We start from the raw sequence: 14,753 nt of genomic DNA on the forward strand, positions 1-14,753 counted from the left end.
GCGGCGGTGCGGCGCAACGGCAGCCGCAGCACTGCCGTCGGATTCAAACCCGTTACAAAAAAGTCGCCCGCAAACGCTGGGTTGGTGGCACAATTCGGTGTGCACCGGCCCTTCCAGTGTCACAGTCGCGTCCGCCAACCGGTTCAGCCGTGTCGCGGAAGGTGATTCCAACCAGCAGGCTCCCCGCAGGGGAGTGGAGGTCAGCGATTCCATGAGCGAGACGACCAACGTCTACGAGGCGTTCAACGCCAACTCGTACCTCTTCGGGGGCAACGCCCCGTACGTCGAAGAGTTGTACGAGAAGTACCTCACCGATCCCACCAGCGTGCCCGAGTCGTGGCGCGATTATTTCGACGCGCTGCAACACGTGCCCGCCGTGGACGGCAGCGACGCGCGTGACATCCCCCACATGCCGGTCATCAACGCCTTTGCCGAGCTGGCCAAGCAAGGGCCGCAGCCGGTGGTGGTGGCGCAGGGGGCCGACAGCGACATCGCGCGCAAGCGCGTGGCCACCCAGCAATTGATCGCGGCCTACCGCAACCTGGGGGTGCGCTGGGCCAACCTCGACCCGCTGAAGCGCTCCGAGCGGCCCGACATCCCGGAGCTGGAGCCGTCGTTCTACGGCTTCACCGACGCCGACCTGGAAACCGTCTTCAACGTCTCCAACACCTACTTTGGCAAGGAGACCATGTCGCTGCGCGAGCTGCTCAACGCGCTGCGCGAAACGTACTGCGGCACGCTGGGCGCCGAGTACATGTACATCACCGACATGGCGCAAAAGCGCTGGTGGCAGGAAAAGCTGGAAAGCATCCGCAGCAAGCCCAGCTTCACGGCGGAGCAGAAAAAGCACATCCTGGAAAACCTCACCAAAGCCGAGGGCCTGGAGCGCTACCTGCACACCAAGTACGTCGGTCAAAAGCGCTTCAGCCTCGAAGGCGGCGAGAGCTTTATCGCCTCGATGGACGAGCTGATCCAGCGCGCCGGTGCACTGGGCGTGCAGGAAATCGTCATCGGCATGGCGCACCGTGGGCGCCTGAATGTGCTGGTCAACGTGCTGGGCAAGATGCCCAAAGACCTGTTCGCCGAATTCGAGCACACCGCGCCCGAAGACCTGCCCGCGGGTGACGTCAAGTACCACCAGGGCTTTAGCTCGGACGTCTCCACCCCCGGCGGCCCGGTGCACCTGAGCCTGGCGTTCAACCCCTCGCACCTGGAAATCGTCAACCCCGTGGTGGAAGGCTCGGCCCGCGCGCGCATGGATCGTCGTGGTGACCGCAAGGGTGACCAGGTGCTGCCGGTGCTGGTGCACGGCGACGCTGCCTTTGCCGGCCAGGGCGTCGTGATGGAGACGCTGGCGCTGGCGCAAACGCGCGGCTACTACACCGGCGGCACGGTCCACATCGTCATCAACAACCAGATCGGCTTTACCACGTCCGACCCGCGCGACAGCCGCTCGACGCTGTACTGCACCGACGTCGTCAAGATGATCGAGGCGCCGGTGCTGCACGTCAACGGCGACGACCCCGAGGCGGTGGTGCTGGCCACGCAGCTGGCGGTGGAATTCCGGCAGACGTTCAAGAAGGACGTCGTCATCGACATCGTGTGCTTCCGCAAGCTGGGTCACAACGAGCAGGACACGCCCAGTCTGACGCAGCCGCTGATGTACAAGAAGATCGCCCTGCATCCCGGCACGCGCAAGCTCTACGCCGACAAGCTGGTCACGCAGGGCGTGCTGCCGCCGGAAGGCCCCGAGGAGATGGTCAAGGCCTACCGTGCCATCCTCGACGAGGGGCGCCGCACCGTCGACCCGGTGCTGACCAACTACAAGAGCAAGTACGCGGTGGACTGGACGCCGTTCCTCGGCAAGAAGTGGACCGACGTGGCCGACACGGCCATCCCGCTGTCCGAGTGGAAGCGCTTGGCCGAGCGCATCACGACGGTGCCCGACAGCATCACGCCCCACCCGCTGGTCAAGAAGGTGCTGGCCGATCGCGCCGCCATGGGGCGCGGCGAGATCAACGTCGACTGGGGCATGGGCGAGCACATGGCGTTTGCGTCGCTGGTGGCCAGCGGCTACGGCGTGCGCCTGTCCGGCGAGGACTGCGGCCGTGGCACGTTCACGCACCGCCATGCGGTCATCCATGACCAAAACCGCGAGAAGTGGGACGAAGGCACCTACATCCCACTGCAAAACGTGGCCGACAACCAGGCCCCGTTCGTCGTCATCGACTCCATCCTGTCGGAGGAGGCGGTGCTGGGCTTCGAGTACGGCTACGCCTCCAACGACCCCAACACGCTGGTGATCTGGGAGGCGCAATTCGGTGACTTCGCCAACGGCGCGCAGGTGGTGATCGACCAGTTCATCGCTTCGGGCGAGGTCAAGTGGGGGCGGGTCAACGGCATCACGTTGTTCCTGCCGCATGGCTACGAAGGGCAGGGGCCGGAGCACAGCTCGGCGCGCATCGAGCGCTTCATGCAGCTGGCCGCCGACACCAACATGCAAATCGTGCAGCCCACCACCGCCAGCCAGATTTTCCACGTGCTGCGCCGGCAGATGGTGCGTCAGCTGCGCAAGCCGCTGATCGTCTTCACGCCGAAGTCGCTGCTGCGGCACAAAGACGCCTCGTCGCCGTTGAGCGAATTCACCAAAGGGGGGTTCCAGACCGTCATCGGCGAGCAAAACCCCGACGTGGTCAAGAACGCCCAGCGCGTCAAGCGCGTGATCGTGTGCTCGGGCAAAGTCTACTATGACCTGGTGCGCAAACGCGAGGACAAGGGGGCTGACGATGTGGCGATCGTGCGCATCGAGCAGCTCTACCCGTTCCCGCACAAGGCGTTTGCCGCCGAGCTCAAGCGTTACCCCAACACCACCGACATCGTGTGGTGCCAGGACGAGCCGCAAAACCAGGGACCGTGGTTCTTCGTGCAACACAACATCCACGAAAACATGCTGGACGGTCAGCGCCTGGGGTACGCTGGCCGTGCCGCTTCGGCGTCGCCGGCGGTCGGCTACGCCCACCTCCACCAAGAGCAGCAAAAGGCGCTGGTGGAAGCGGCTTTCGGTCGCCTCAAAGGCTTCATCCTGAGCAAGTGACGCCTCGCTGAGTCGCGGGCGCGGCGGGCCTGTCGCGCGGCCCCGCCCCGCACCTGTCCCGAACACGCATCGCAAGGAAACGCATACCATGGCCATCGTTGAAGTGAAGGTTCCGCAGCTGTCCGAGTCGGTCGCCGAGGCCACGCTGCTGCAGTGGAAGAAAAAGCCTGGCGACGCCGTCGCCGCCGATGAAATCCTGATCGAGATCGAAACCGACAAGGTGGTGCTGGAAGTGCCGGCGCCCGCTGCCGGGGTGTTGGCCGAAATCGTCGTCGGTGACGGCGGCACAGTGGTGTCCGACCAGGTCATCGCCCGCATCGACACCGAAGCCAAAGCGGGCGCGGCTGCCCCGGTGCCGGCTCCCGCACCCGCCGCGGCACCGGCGCCGGCGGTGGTCGCCGCCGCGGCCACCCGCAGCGACGTGGCCATGCCGGCCGCCGCCAAACTGATGGCCGACCATGGCCTGGCGCCTGGCTCGGTGGCCGGCACCGGCAAGGACGGCCGCGTGACCAAGGGCGACGTGCTGGCCGCGCTGGCCCAGCCCAAGCCGGCTGCCGCCCCCGCACCCGCCATCCCCACCGGCGTGCCCACCAAGGCCTTGCCGCAGGTGGCCGCCCCCGTCGGACTGCCGCCGGAGCTGGCCAACCGTCCCGAGCAGCGCGTGCCGATGACGCGGCTGCGCGCCCGTATCGCCGAGCGTCTGCTGCAGTCCCAGGCCACCAACGCCATCCTGACCACGTTCAACGAGGTCAACATGGCGCCGGTGATGGAGCTGCGCAAAAAATACCAGGAGAAGTTCGAGAAGGAGCACGGCGTCAAGCTCGGCTTCATGAGCTTCTTTGTCAAGGCGGCCGTGCACGCGCTGAAAAAGTTCCCCATCCTCAACGCCAGCGTCGATGGCAACGACATTGTGTACCACGGTTACTTCGACATCGGCATCGCGGTGGGCTCGCCGCGCGGCTTGGTGGTGCCGATCCTGCGCAACGCCGACCAGCTCAGCTTTGCTGAGATCGAGAAAAAGATTGCCGATTTCGGCAAGCGCGCGGCGGAGGGCAAGCTCGGCATCGACGAGATGACCGGAGGCACGTTCTCGATTTCCAACGGCGGCGTGTTTGGCTCGATGCTGTCGACGCCGATCATCAACCCGCCGCAGTCGGCCATCCTTGGCGTGCACGCGACCAAGGAGCGCCCGGTGGTCGAAAACGGTCAGATCGTGATCCGTCCGATCAACTACCTGGCACTGAGCTACGACCACCGCATCATCGACGGCCGCGAGGCCGTGCTGGGCCTGGTGGCGATGAAGGAAGCGCTGGAAGACCCGGCGCGCCTGCTGTTCAACATCTGACGCCACCAAGGTGACGCATATGGCACAAACCTTCGACGTCGTCGTCATCGGGGCCGGTCCGGGCGGCTACATCGCCGCGATCCGCGCGGCGCAACTGGGCTACAAAGTGGCCTGCATCGACGAATGGGTGGGGCCGGCGGGTGGTCCGGCTCCCGGCGGCACCTGCACCAACGTGGGGTGTATCCCGTCCAAAGCGCTGCTGCAATCGTCGGAGCACTTCGAGCACGCACGGCTGCACTTCAGCGAGCACGGTATCAGCACCGGTAGCGTCAAAATCGACGTGGCCAAGATGGTTGCGCGCAAGGACGCGGTCGTCAAGCAGAACAACGACGGCATCCTGTACCTGTTCAAAAAGAACAAGGTGACGTTTTTCCATGGGCGCGGCTCGTTCGTGCGGGCGGTGGAGGGCGGCTACGAGATCGCCGTCAGCGGCGCCCAAGCGGACATGTTGCTGGGCCGCCACATCGTCGTGGCCACCGGCTCGCGCGCGCGGGCGCTGCCGGGTGTAGCGTTTGACGAGGACAAGATCCTGTCCAACGTGGGCGCGCTGCGCCTGACCTCGGTGCCGAAAAAGCTGGCCATCATTGGTGCTGGTGTCATCGGCCTGGAGATGGGCTCGGTGTGGCGCCGCCTGGGTGCCGAAGTGACGATCCTGGAGGGTCTGCCGACCTTTTTGGCCGCGGCCGATGAGCAGATCGCCAAGGAAGCCAAAAAGGCGTTCGACAAGCAGGGGCTCAAGATCGAGCTGGGCGTCAAGGTCGGCGAGGTCAAGACCAGTCGCAAGGGTGTCAGCATTGCCTACACCACCGCCAGCGGCGAAGCGGCCACACTGGACGCCGACCGGCTGATCGTCTCGATCGGACGGGTGCCCAACACCGAAGGGCTGGGTGCCGACAAGGTCGGCCTGCAGCTCGACGAGCGCGGCGCCATCGTCGTCGACGAACAGTGTCGCACCAACCTGCCGGGTGTGTGGGCCGTTGGCGACGTGGTGCGCGGCCCGATGCTGGCGCATAAGGCCGAAGAAGAAGGCGTGGCGGTGGCCGAGCGTATCGCCGGGCAGCACCCGCACGTGGACTTCAACACGATTCCGTGGGTGATCTACACCAGCCCCGAAGTGGCTTGGGTGGGCGCAACCGAGCAGCAGCTCAAGGCCGCTGGCCGGGCGTACAAGGCCGGCACGTTCCCCTTCTTGGCCAACGGTCGCGCCCGCGCGCTGGGCGACACCACCGGGATGATCAAAATCCTGGCCGACGCCGCGACCGACCAAATCCTGGGCGTGCACATGGTGGGGCCGATGGTGTCGGAGCTGATCGCCGAGGCGGTGGTGGCGATGGAGTTCAAGGCCAGCGCCGAGGACATCGCGCGCATCTGCCACGCGCACCCGTCGTTGTCGGAAGCAACCAAAGAAGCGGCGCTGGCGGTGGATAAGCGCACGCTCAACTTCTGACGCCTGGGTTGTGCGCGGCGCGCCGTGACCACCTCAGCAACCTTTGTGGCGCCGTCCCCCCCGGCCGACGCGGCTTGGGGGCCGGTGCGCCGCGCCTACGAGGCGGCGCTGGCCGCGCATGGCTTCGCTGCCGACCCTGCGCAGTTGCGCGGGGTGGCGGCGCTGGAGCGTTGCGCGGCCGAGTGGACCCACTTCAAGCAACGGCGCTCCAACGCGCTCAAAAAGCTCATTCATCGCTTGCCCATCCCCCGCGGCGTGTACCTGTGGGGCGGTGTGGGCCGCGGCAAAAGCTTTTTGATGGACTGCTTTTACCAGGCTGTGCCACTGCGGCGCAAGACCCGGTTGCACTTCCACGAGTTCATGCGCGAGGTGCACCGGGAACTGGCCGATCTGCAAGGCACGGTGGATCCGCTGGACGCGTTGGCCAAACGCATGGCGGTGCGCTTTCGGCTCATCTGCTTCGATGAGTTCCATGTGGCTGACGTGACCGACGCCATGATCCTGCACCGCCTGCTGGCGGCGATGCACAAGTACGGCATCGGTATGGTCACCACCAGCAACTTCCACCCCGATGGGCTGTATCCCGACGGGCTGCACCGCGACCGCATTCTGCCCGCCATCGAGCTGCTCAAGTGCACGATGGAGGTCGTCAACGTGGACAACGGCACCGACTACCGCCGCCGCGCCCTGCAGCAGGTGCGCACCTACCTGACCCCACTGGGCGAAGCGACCGAACGCGAGATGGAGGCCATCTTCGAGCAATTGGCCGAGGCCCACGGCGAAGACCCGGTGCTGCGCATCGAGGGGCGGGAAATCCGCGCCATTCGTCGTGCCGGCGGGGTGGTGTGGTTCGACTTCCGTACGCTGTGCGGCGGGCCACGCTCGCACAACGATTACCTGGAGCTGGCCAGCCAGTTCCACACGGTGCTGGTCAGCAACGTGCCGCAGATGCCGCCCAACATGGCCTCGGCGGCGCGCCGCTTCACGTGGCTGGTGGATGTGTTGTACGACCGGCGTGTCAAGCTGATCCTGTCGGCCGCCACGCCCCCCGAGCAGCTGTACACCGAAGGGCCGCTGGTGCATGAATTCCCTCGCACCGTGTCGCGGCTGACCGAGATGCAGTCGGCCGAGTACCTGGTCCAACAGCGGCGCGACGTGGACACGGCACTGACCTGACGGGTGACGGCGCCAGCCGCTGTCGCGCAGGCGATGGCGCAGCCATGGCCCCCCCTTGGCGACGCCGCCACGCGGGCCTACCATTGGCCCACGCTTGGGGCAGAGGAGACCGTGGCATGCCAGTGTTCGAGGCCGAGGGCCGTTTACCCGCGCTGTGGAGCACCCACACGGTGGTCAACCAGGTGCCGGAGTGGGCCGATGAAGACCTGTGGGACGCCGACTTGGCGTTGCGTGAAGCGGTTGAGCAAGCCGGTGCCCACTGGGCTGCCGAGCGCCTGCAAGCCTATGCACGACAGATCGGCAGCCCCACAGCACGCGCCGATGCGGTGGCGGCCAATGTGCACGGTCCGCAGCACCGCCCCTACGATGCGCGCGGGCATCGGGTGGACGCCGTTGACTTTCACCCTGCCTGGCACCACCTGCTGGGCCTGTTGCGCCAAGGTGGCTGGGTGACGCTGCCGTGGCGCGACGACCGCCCGGGACGCTGGACCGCCTGGGCGGCGGGGTTTTATCTGCACGGGCAAATCGAGCAGGGCACGCTGTGCCCGGCGACAATGACGCAGGCCGCGGTGCCGTTGCTGCGGCGCGAGCCGGCGCTGTGGGCGCAGGTGGGCGATCCACTGCTCAGCGACGCTTACGACCCGCGCGACGTCCCGCTGCAGGCCAAGACGTCGATATGGGTGGGCATGGGCATGACCGAAAAGCAAGGCGGCTCCGACGTACGCGCCAACACCACGACGGCGTGGCCGCTGGACGGCGGGGGCCGTGGTGGCGTGTACCGCTTGCGCGGACACAAGTGGTTTTACTCGGCGCCCAGCAGCGACGCGCACCTGGTCAGCGCGCGCATCGGGCCGGACGGTCCCATGGGGTGTTTTTGGGTGCCGCGCTGGTGGGGCGCGCAGCGCAACGCGGTGCGCATCCAGCGCCTGAAAGACAAGCTGGGCAATCGCAGCAACGCCAGCGGCGAGGTCGAGTTCGAAGACGCCTTGGGCATCCTGATCGGCGAAGAGGGGCGCGGCATCGCCACGCTGGTCGAAATGGCCAGCTACACCCGCATCAACTGCGTGCTGGGCAGCGCCGCCATTGTGCGCGCGGCGTTGGTGCAGGCGCTGCACAGCGCCCGCCACCGGCAAGCGTTCGGGCGGGCGCTGGTGCGGCAACCTGCGATGCGCGGCGTGTTGCTCGATCTGGCGCTGGAAAGCGAGGCCGCGCTGCAGCTGGGCCTGCGGCTGGCGCAGGCGTGCGAGGACACCTTGCCGCTGGATCAGGCGTGGCGGCGCATCGTCACCCCGGCGGCCAAGTTTTGGGTGTGCAAACGCGCCATCGCGGCCACGGCCGAGGCCATGGAGGTGTTGGGCGGCAACGGCTACGTGGAGGAGGGGACACTGGCGCGCTTGCTGCGCGAAGCGCCCGTCAACTCGATTTGGGAGGGGTCCGGCAACGTCATGTGCCTGGACGTGCTGCGGGCCGTGCAGCGCCAGCCCGAGGCCGCGCAGGCGCTGCTGAACGACTGGCGGCAGGCCTTGCAAGGGGACGCCGCCGCGCTGCGCGCGTTGCAACAGCTGGCCGCGGCTTGGCAGCGGGAGGCTGACCCGGCGTCGTTGGAACATCGGGCCCGCTGGGTCGCGCAGACGCTGGCGTTGCTGGCCCAAGCGGTGCTGCTGCGCACGCGCGCTCCCGCAGCCGTGGCGGACGCGTTCATCGGCACCCGGCTAGGCGAGGCAGCGCAGGGCCAAACATTGGGGGTGATCGATGCCCGCGCCTGGTCCACCGATGCGATTTTGGCGCGGGCATTGCCCGATGGCTGACTGGGCTGTGCCCACGCGGGCCAGCCAAGCGGCGTGCAGCCGTGCTGGCGGAGAGAGGGGGATTCGAACCCCCGAGGGGCTGTTAACCCCTACACGCTTTCCAGGCGTGCGACTTCGACCGCTCATCCATCTCTCCGCGTCGAAGCCCTCCATTGTACACGGCCGTTGCGACCGCCGCGGGGCGTCAACGTCCTGCAGCGGGTGCGCGCTTGCCGTCGATCAACTGCATCGCCGAGCCGATCAGCGTGGCGACTTCGGTCATGTTGCTGGGCACGATCAGCGTCGTCGTGGCGTCGTGCGCGACACGGGCGTAGGCCTCGACGGCCTTTTCGGCGACCTTGAGCTGCACGGCCTGCTCGCCGCCGGGTTGCCGGATCGCGGCCGCGATGCGTTCGATGGCCTGCGCCGTGGCCTCGGCCACTTCGCGGATCGCCGCAGCTTCGCCCTGGGCCTGGTTGATGGCGGCTTGCTTTTCGCCTTCGGACTTGGCGATGAAGGCGGCACGCTCGCCCTCGGCCAGGTTGATCTGCTCCTGCCGTTTGCCTTCGGAGGCGGCGATCAGCGCGCGCTTTTCGCGCTCGGCGGTGATTTGCGCCTGCATCGCACGCAAAATCTCAGCAGGCGGCGTCAAGTCCTTGATTTCATAGCGCAATACCTTGACACCCCAGTTCAGCGCCGCCTCGTCGATGGCGTTGACAACCTGGGCGTTGATCATCTCGCGCTCCTCGAACGTCTTGTCCAGCTCCAGCCGTCCGATCACCGACCGCAACGTGGTCTGCGCCAGTTGCGTGATCGCCAGCACATAGTTGGACGAGCCGTAGCTGGCGCGCATCGGGTCGGTGACCTGAAAGTACAGGATGCCGTCGACCTTGAGCTGGGTGTTGTCCTTGGTGATGCAGATCTGCTCGGGCACGTCCAGCGGGATCTCTTTCAAGCTGTGCTTGTAGGCCACTTTCTCGATGAAAGGTACGACGAAGTTCAGGCCGGGCGCCAGGGTGCGGTCGTAGCGGCCCAGCCGTTCGACCACCCAGGCGGTTTGCTGCGGCACAACCTTGATCGACTTGACGACGAAGATGACCGCAACGACGGCGATGACGAACGCGATTTCCATCGGAAGCTCCCTATGAGGTGAGGTTTGGTCAGGCGACGGGTTGCAGCACCAGGCGGTTGCCGTGCACGGCGTGGATGCGCCAAACGCCGGGGCGGCGCTCGCTGCCGGGCAGGGCTTCGGCCACCCACTCGGCGCCACGGTAGCGCACGCGCGCGGTGCCGTCGGCGTCCCACGCCGCCACGTGCACGGTTTGCCCGATGTCCAAGTCCGCCAACGCGGGCGGGGTGTGGCCACGGTGGCGCAACCGCCGCCACGCCCACGCGGCAACGCTGACGGCGGCCACGCCCGCCGCGGCCAGCAGTTGCTGACTCACGCCCGCGCCGGCATGGGCAGCCACGGCACCGCCGGCGGCGCCCAAAGCCAGCATCAGCAACAAGAAGGTGCCGCTTGTCAGCTCGGCGGCCACCAGCGCACCGGTCAGCACCCACCACAGCGTGGCGTCATCCATCGGCCATCCCCTTGGCATACACTCGCGTGCTTATGAAATTCCGCTTTCCTATCGTCATCATCGACGAAGATTACCGGTCCGACAACACCTCGGGCCTGGGCATCCGGGCGCTGGCGCAGGCCATCGAGGCCGAGGGTTTCGACGTCGTTGGCGTGACCAGCTACGGGGACCTGAGCCAGTTCGCCCAGCAGCAAAGCCGCGCCAGCGCCTTCATTTTGTCGATCGACGATGAGGAGGTCAGCGGCAACCCCGACGACGACCCGGCGGTGCAAAACCTGCGCGCCTTCATCCAGGAAGTGCGGCGCAAAAACGCCGAGGTGCCGATCTACGTCTACGGCGAGACGCGCACCAGCCGCCACCTGCCCAACGACATTCTGCGCGAGCTGCACGGCTTCATCCACATGTTCGAGGATACGCCGGAATTCGTCGCTCGGCACATCATCCGCGAAGCCAAGGCCTACCTGGAGTACATCCAGCCACCGTTTTTCAAAGCGCTGTTGGACTACGCGGAGGACGGCTCGTACTCCTGGCACTGTCCGGGGCACTCGGGCGGGGTGGCGTTTCTGAAGACGCCAGTGGGGCAGATGTTCCACCAGTTTTTTGGCGAGAACATGCTGCGCGCCGACGTGTGCAACGCCGTCGAAGAGCTGGGCCAGTTGCTCGACCACAACGGCGCCATCGGCGAGGCCGAGCGCAACGCCGCGCGCATTTTCAACGCCGACCACTGCTTCTTCGTCACCAACGGCACCAGCACCAGCAACAAGATGGTCTGGCACCACACGGTGGCGCCGGGCGACGTGGTGGTGGTGGATCGCAACTGCCACAAGTCGGTGCTGCACGCGATCATCATGACCGGGGCGATCCCGGTGTTCCTCAAGCCCACGCGCAACCACTACGGCATCATCGGCCCGATTCCACAAAGCGAGTTCGAGCCCGCCGCGATCCAGGCCAAGATTGCCGCCCATCCGCTGCTGCAGGGGGTGGATCCAGCGCAGGCGCGCCCCAAGATCCTGACGCTGACGCAATCGACCTACGACGGTGTGCTGTACAACACCGAAACGATCAAGCGCATGCTCGACGGCTACGTGGACAACCTGCACTTCGACGAAGCGTGGTTGCCGCACGCGGCGTTTCACCCTTTTTATGGCACCTACCATGCGATGGGGCGCAAGCGCGCGCGGCCACAGCACTCGGTGGTGTACTCGACGCAGTCGATCCACAAGCTGCTGGCGGGCATCAGCCAGGCTTCGCAGGTGCTGGTGCAGGACTCGCAAACCCAAAAGCTAGACCGGCACCTGTTCAACGAAGCCTACCTGATGCACACCTCCACCAGCCCGCAGTACAGCATCATCGCCAGCTGCGACGTGGCCGCGGCGATGATGGAGCCGCCCGGCGGCACCGCGCTGGTGGAAGAAAGCATCATCGAGTCGCTGGACTTTCGGCGCGCGATGCGCAAGGTCGACGCCGAATTTGGCCCCGACGAATGGTGGTTCCAGGTCTGGGGCCCGGAGGCGCTGGCCGAAGAAGGCATTGGCCGCGCCACCGACTGGGTGCTCAAGCGCACCGACGCCGACGGGGTACAAACCAGCGACGGCGAAGACGCCTGGCACGGCTTTGGCGACATGGCGCCGGGCTTCAACATGCTCGACCCCATCAAGGCCACGATCATCACCCCGGGGCTCAACTTGAAGGGCGACTTTGCGCCGACCGGCATTCCGGCCAGCATCGTGACGAAGTTTTTGGCCGAGCACGGCGTGGTGGTGGAAAAAACGGGCCTGTACTCGTTTTTCATCATGTTCACCATCGGCATCACCAAAGGCCGCTGGAACACGCTGCTGACGGCGCTGCAACAGTTCAAAGACGACTACGACCGCAACCAACCGATGTGGCGGGTGATGCCGGAGTTTTGCCGCAAGCAACCGCGCTACGAACGCATGGGGCTGCGCGACCTATGTCAGTTCGTGCACGAGATGTACGCCGAATACGACGTGGCGCGCCTGAGCACCGAGATCTACCTGAGCGACCTCACGCCGGCGATGAAGCCCAGCGACGCCTACGCCCAGATCGCGCGCCGCAACACCGAGCGCGTGCCCATCGACGAGCTGGAGGGGCGCGTCACCACCGCGCTGATCACGCCGTACCCGCCGGGCATCCCGTTGCTCATCCCGGGTGAAGTGTTCAACCGTAAGATCGTGGAATACCTGAAGTTTTCGCGCGAGTTCAACGAGCGCTGCCCCGGCTTCGAGACCGACATCCACGGCCTGGTGGTGGAGGAGGGGTTGGACGGCCGCAAGCGCTACTACGCCGACTGCGTGCGCCAGTGACCGCCGCGGTTGCGCTGGGTCAAACTCTGCGCGCGCGGGCTGCGGTGCCTCGCACGGGATGCGCTACAGTGTGTCATCGGTCCCAGGGGCCTGACGTAGGAGTATGCAACCATGTTTCCCGAGTACCGCGACCTGATCAGCAAGCTCAAAACCACCGACACCCACTTCGCGCGCCTGTTCGACAAACACAACGAACTCGACGAGCGCATCCAGCGTATGGAGCAGGGCATCGAGCCGGGTACGCACGAACAGATCGAAACGCTGAAAAAAGAAAAACTGCTACTGAAAGACCAGCTGTACGACGTGCTGCGCAAAGCCGCGGCCGCCACCTGACGTCACGGCGAGTCACTCGGCGCGGGCCTGCACCGTCGGGACTTCGACGCGACGCGCGCCGTCGAAGCGGGCGCGCCAATACGGGCCGTCCATGCGCTCCAGCCGCACGTGCGCGCCAGGCCGCGGCGAGTGCACAAAACGCCCCTGTCCGACGTAAATACCCACATGGCTGTAAGGCCGGCCCTGGGTGTTGAAAAAGACCAGATCCCCGGGCGCGAGCTCATCGGCCTCGATGGGGCGGGTCGCTTGGGCCTGTTCGGCCGCCGTGCGCGGCAGCGCCACGCCCAAGCCCTCGCGGAACGTGCTTTGCACGAAGCCGCTGCAGTCCACACCCTGGTCCATGTCGGTGCCACCACGACGGTAAGGTACCCCCACGTACGCCATCGCCAGCACCAGGGCACCGGCGCGCTGGCGCTCCTGCTCGCCGGGCGCCGGTCGCTCGTTCCCTGCTGGCGCGATCTCTCCTCGCTGTCGCAGCCATGCCGTGATAGGATCGTGCCCCGAGGCGTCCGGGGCAGCAACACGCGCAGGCGCTGCGCAGCCAGCCAGCAACATCGCGGCCATGGCTGCGCCAACACCCCAAACGTTGCATCGCGTGGCGCCCATCGTCATGCCGGCAACGATAGCCGCTGCTGGCAATGACGTCAACGCCCGGGCGCCAACCACAACCCACAGGACCACGATGTTGTTGGATGCAAGCGACTGCCAGCTGGTGCTGGTGGACTACCAAGCACGGCTGATGCCGGCCATTGCCCACGGCGAGGAGGTGCTCGACCGTGCCGGTCGCCTCGCCGCGTTGGCCACGCTGTTCGGCGTGCCTTGCTGGGGGACCGAACAGGTGCCTGACAAGCTGGGCACAATGCCGGCGACGCTACGCCGCGCCTGCCAGCAGGTGTGGGCCAAGGCCGCTTTTGACGCCAGCGACACGCCTCTGCAGCAACACCTGTGCGCGTCACCGCGCCCGGCCGGCAACGCGCGCAGCCTGCCACGGCACCTACAAAAGCCAGCGGCGCCACCGCGCCACACCGTGGTGCTGGCCGGCTGCGAGGCGCACGTGTGCGTGATGCAAACCGCGTTGACGCTGCTGGAGCACGACGAGCTCGAGGTGGTGGTGGTCACCGACGCCTGTGGCTCGCGCCGGGAACGTGACCGCGACGCGGCGTTCGACCGGCTGGCGGCCGAGGGGGCGACCCTCGTCACCACCGAGATGGTGGGCTTCGAGTGGCTGCGCAGCGCACGCGACGAACGCTTCGCCCAGGCGCTGGCCATCCTGAAGTAGCGGTTGTCCATGGACCGCTCCCCGGGAACACGGGGACGTTGACGGGCGGCTTCGAAAAAGCCGGCGTCTATCATAGAGATTAGCTATTTGTAAATAAGAATATCACAATATTTAGGGTAAATGCCCATGGTGAACTCGATGCTGAGGATCCGATAATCGGCTGCCGGTCGGTTGCTGACCGTTTGTGATTCGTTTTCGATCAGGAGATGGAGCATGTCTATCATTTCGAGACAGCGTCGTCGGGTGTTGCGCGCCGGCGGTGCTGTGGCGACGCTGGTGTCGCTGGGGGTGATCACGAGCGAGCAGGCGCTGGCGCTGCCGCGCGAGGCGTTTGCGAGCAAGAGCCTGGCCGAGGCGCTCAATGCGGTGGGTGGTCAGCCGGCCACGA

The 14,753-nt window shown here is 66.3% G+C and carries 11 protein-coding genes and 1 tRNA gene; 8 read left to right on the plus strand and 4 right to left on the minus strand.

Annotation, left to right across the window (positions count from 1 at the left end):
* Nucleotides 1-211: 211 nt before the first annotated feature.
* From Taqua_RS03470 to Taqua_RS03490, 5 genes are all read left to right on the plus strand, one after another.
* On the plus strand, nt 212-3,094 hold the full coding sequence (locus Taqua_RS03470) for a 2-oxoglutarate dehydrogenase E1 component (protein ID WP_144324750.1): 2,883 nt from the start codon (nt 212-214) through the stop codon (nt 3,092-3,094).
* An 88-nt stretch (nt 3,095-3,182) separates the two neighbouring features.
* Complete coding sequence (gene odhB, locus Taqua_RS03475; protein WP_144324752.1) at nt 3,183-4,439, plus strand: 2-oxoglutarate dehydrogenase complex dihydrolipoyllysine-residue succinyltransferase; 1,257 nt, start codon at nt 3,183-3,185, stop codon at nt 4,437-4,439.
* A 19-nt stretch (nt 4,440-4,458) separates the two neighbouring features.
* Nucleotides 4,459-5,886 carry a dihydrolipoyl dehydrogenase gene (gene lpdA, locus Taqua_RS03480; RefSeq protein ID WP_144324754.1) on the plus strand — a complete coding sequence of 476 codons (1,428 nt, stop codon included), beginning with the start codon at nt 4,459-4,461 and terminating at the stop codon, nt 5,884-5,886.
* 24 nt (nt 5,887-5,910) lie between these two features.
* On the plus strand, nt 5,911-7,062 hold the full coding sequence (gene zapE / locus Taqua_RS03485) for a cell division protein ZapE (RefSeq protein WP_425472578.1): 1,152 nt from the start codon (nt 5,911-5,913) through the stop codon (nt 7,060-7,062).
* 116 nt (nt 7,063-7,178) lie between these two features.
* The gene (locus tag Taqua_RS03490; protein ID WP_144324756.1) at nt 7,179-8,870 is read left to right on the plus strand and encodes an acyl-CoA dehydrogenase family protein; all 1,692 of its coding nucleotides are present in this window, start codon (nt 7,179-7,181) and stop codon (nt 8,868-8,870) included.
* A 45-nt stretch (nt 8,871-8,915) separates the two neighbouring features.
* Here Taqua_RS03490 and Taqua_RS03495 read toward each other — a convergent pair.
* The 3 genes from Taqua_RS03495 to Taqua_RS03505 form a co-directional block, all read right to left on the minus strand.
* A tRNA-Ser gene (locus tag Taqua_RS03495) sits at nt 8,916-9,006 on the minus strand.
* A gap of 48 nt (nt 9,007-9,054) precedes the next feature.
* Nucleotides 9,055-9,981, minus strand: coding sequence for an SPFH domain-containing protein (locus Taqua_RS03500; protein ID WP_144324758.1), 927 nt, complete (start codon nt 9,979-9,981; stop codon nt 9,055-9,057).
* A gap of 28 nt (nt 9,982-10,009) precedes the next feature.
* Complete coding sequence (locus Taqua_RS03505) at nt 10,010-10,429, minus strand: NfeD family protein (RefSeq protein ID WP_144324760.1); 420 nt, start codon at nt 10,427-10,429, stop codon at nt 10,010-10,012.
* Nucleotides 10,430-10,461: 32 nt separating this feature from the next.
* On the opposite strand from Taqua_RS03505, the gene Taqua_RS03510 reads away from it, so the two are divergent.
* Both Taqua_RS03510 and Taqua_RS03515 read left to right on the plus strand, forming a co-directional pair.
* Nucleotides 10,462-12,753 (plus strand): arginine/lysine/ornithine decarboxylase, encoded by a 2,292-nt coding sequence (locus Taqua_RS03510; protein WP_144324762.1) that lies wholly within the window; start codon nt 10,462-10,464, stop codon nt 12,751-12,753.
* Nucleotides 12,754-12,864: 111 nt separating this feature from the next.
* Nucleotides 12,865-13,086, plus strand: a complete 222-nt coding sequence (locus tag Taqua_RS03515) for an HP1242/YdcH family protein (protein WP_144324764.1) — start codon at nt 12,865-12,867, stop codon at nt 13,084-13,086.
* Between the two features lie 12 nt (nt 13,087-13,098).
* Here Taqua_RS03515 and Taqua_RS03520 read toward each other — a convergent pair whose 3' ends face one another.
* Nucleotides 13,099-13,650, minus strand: coding sequence for a C40 family peptidase (locus Taqua_RS03520; RefSeq protein ID WP_144324766.1), 552 nt, complete (start codon nt 13,648-13,650; stop codon nt 13,099-13,101).
* A 118-nt stretch (nt 13,651-13,768) separates the two neighbouring features.
* Between Taqua_RS03520 and Taqua_RS03525 the strand changes: the two genes are divergently transcribed.
* Nucleotides 13,769-14,365 (plus strand): isochorismatase family protein, encoded by a 597-nt coding sequence (locus Taqua_RS03525; protein ID WP_144324768.1) that lies wholly within the window; start codon nt 13,769-13,771, stop codon nt 14,363-14,365.
* Nucleotides 14,366-14,753: the final 388 nt, after the last annotated feature.

This window comes from Tepidimonas aquatica (assembly GCF_007556585.1).
GTDB classification, from domain to species: Bacteria; Pseudomonadota; Gammaproteobacteria; order Burkholderiales; family Burkholderiaceae_C; genus Tepidimonas; species Tepidimonas aquatica.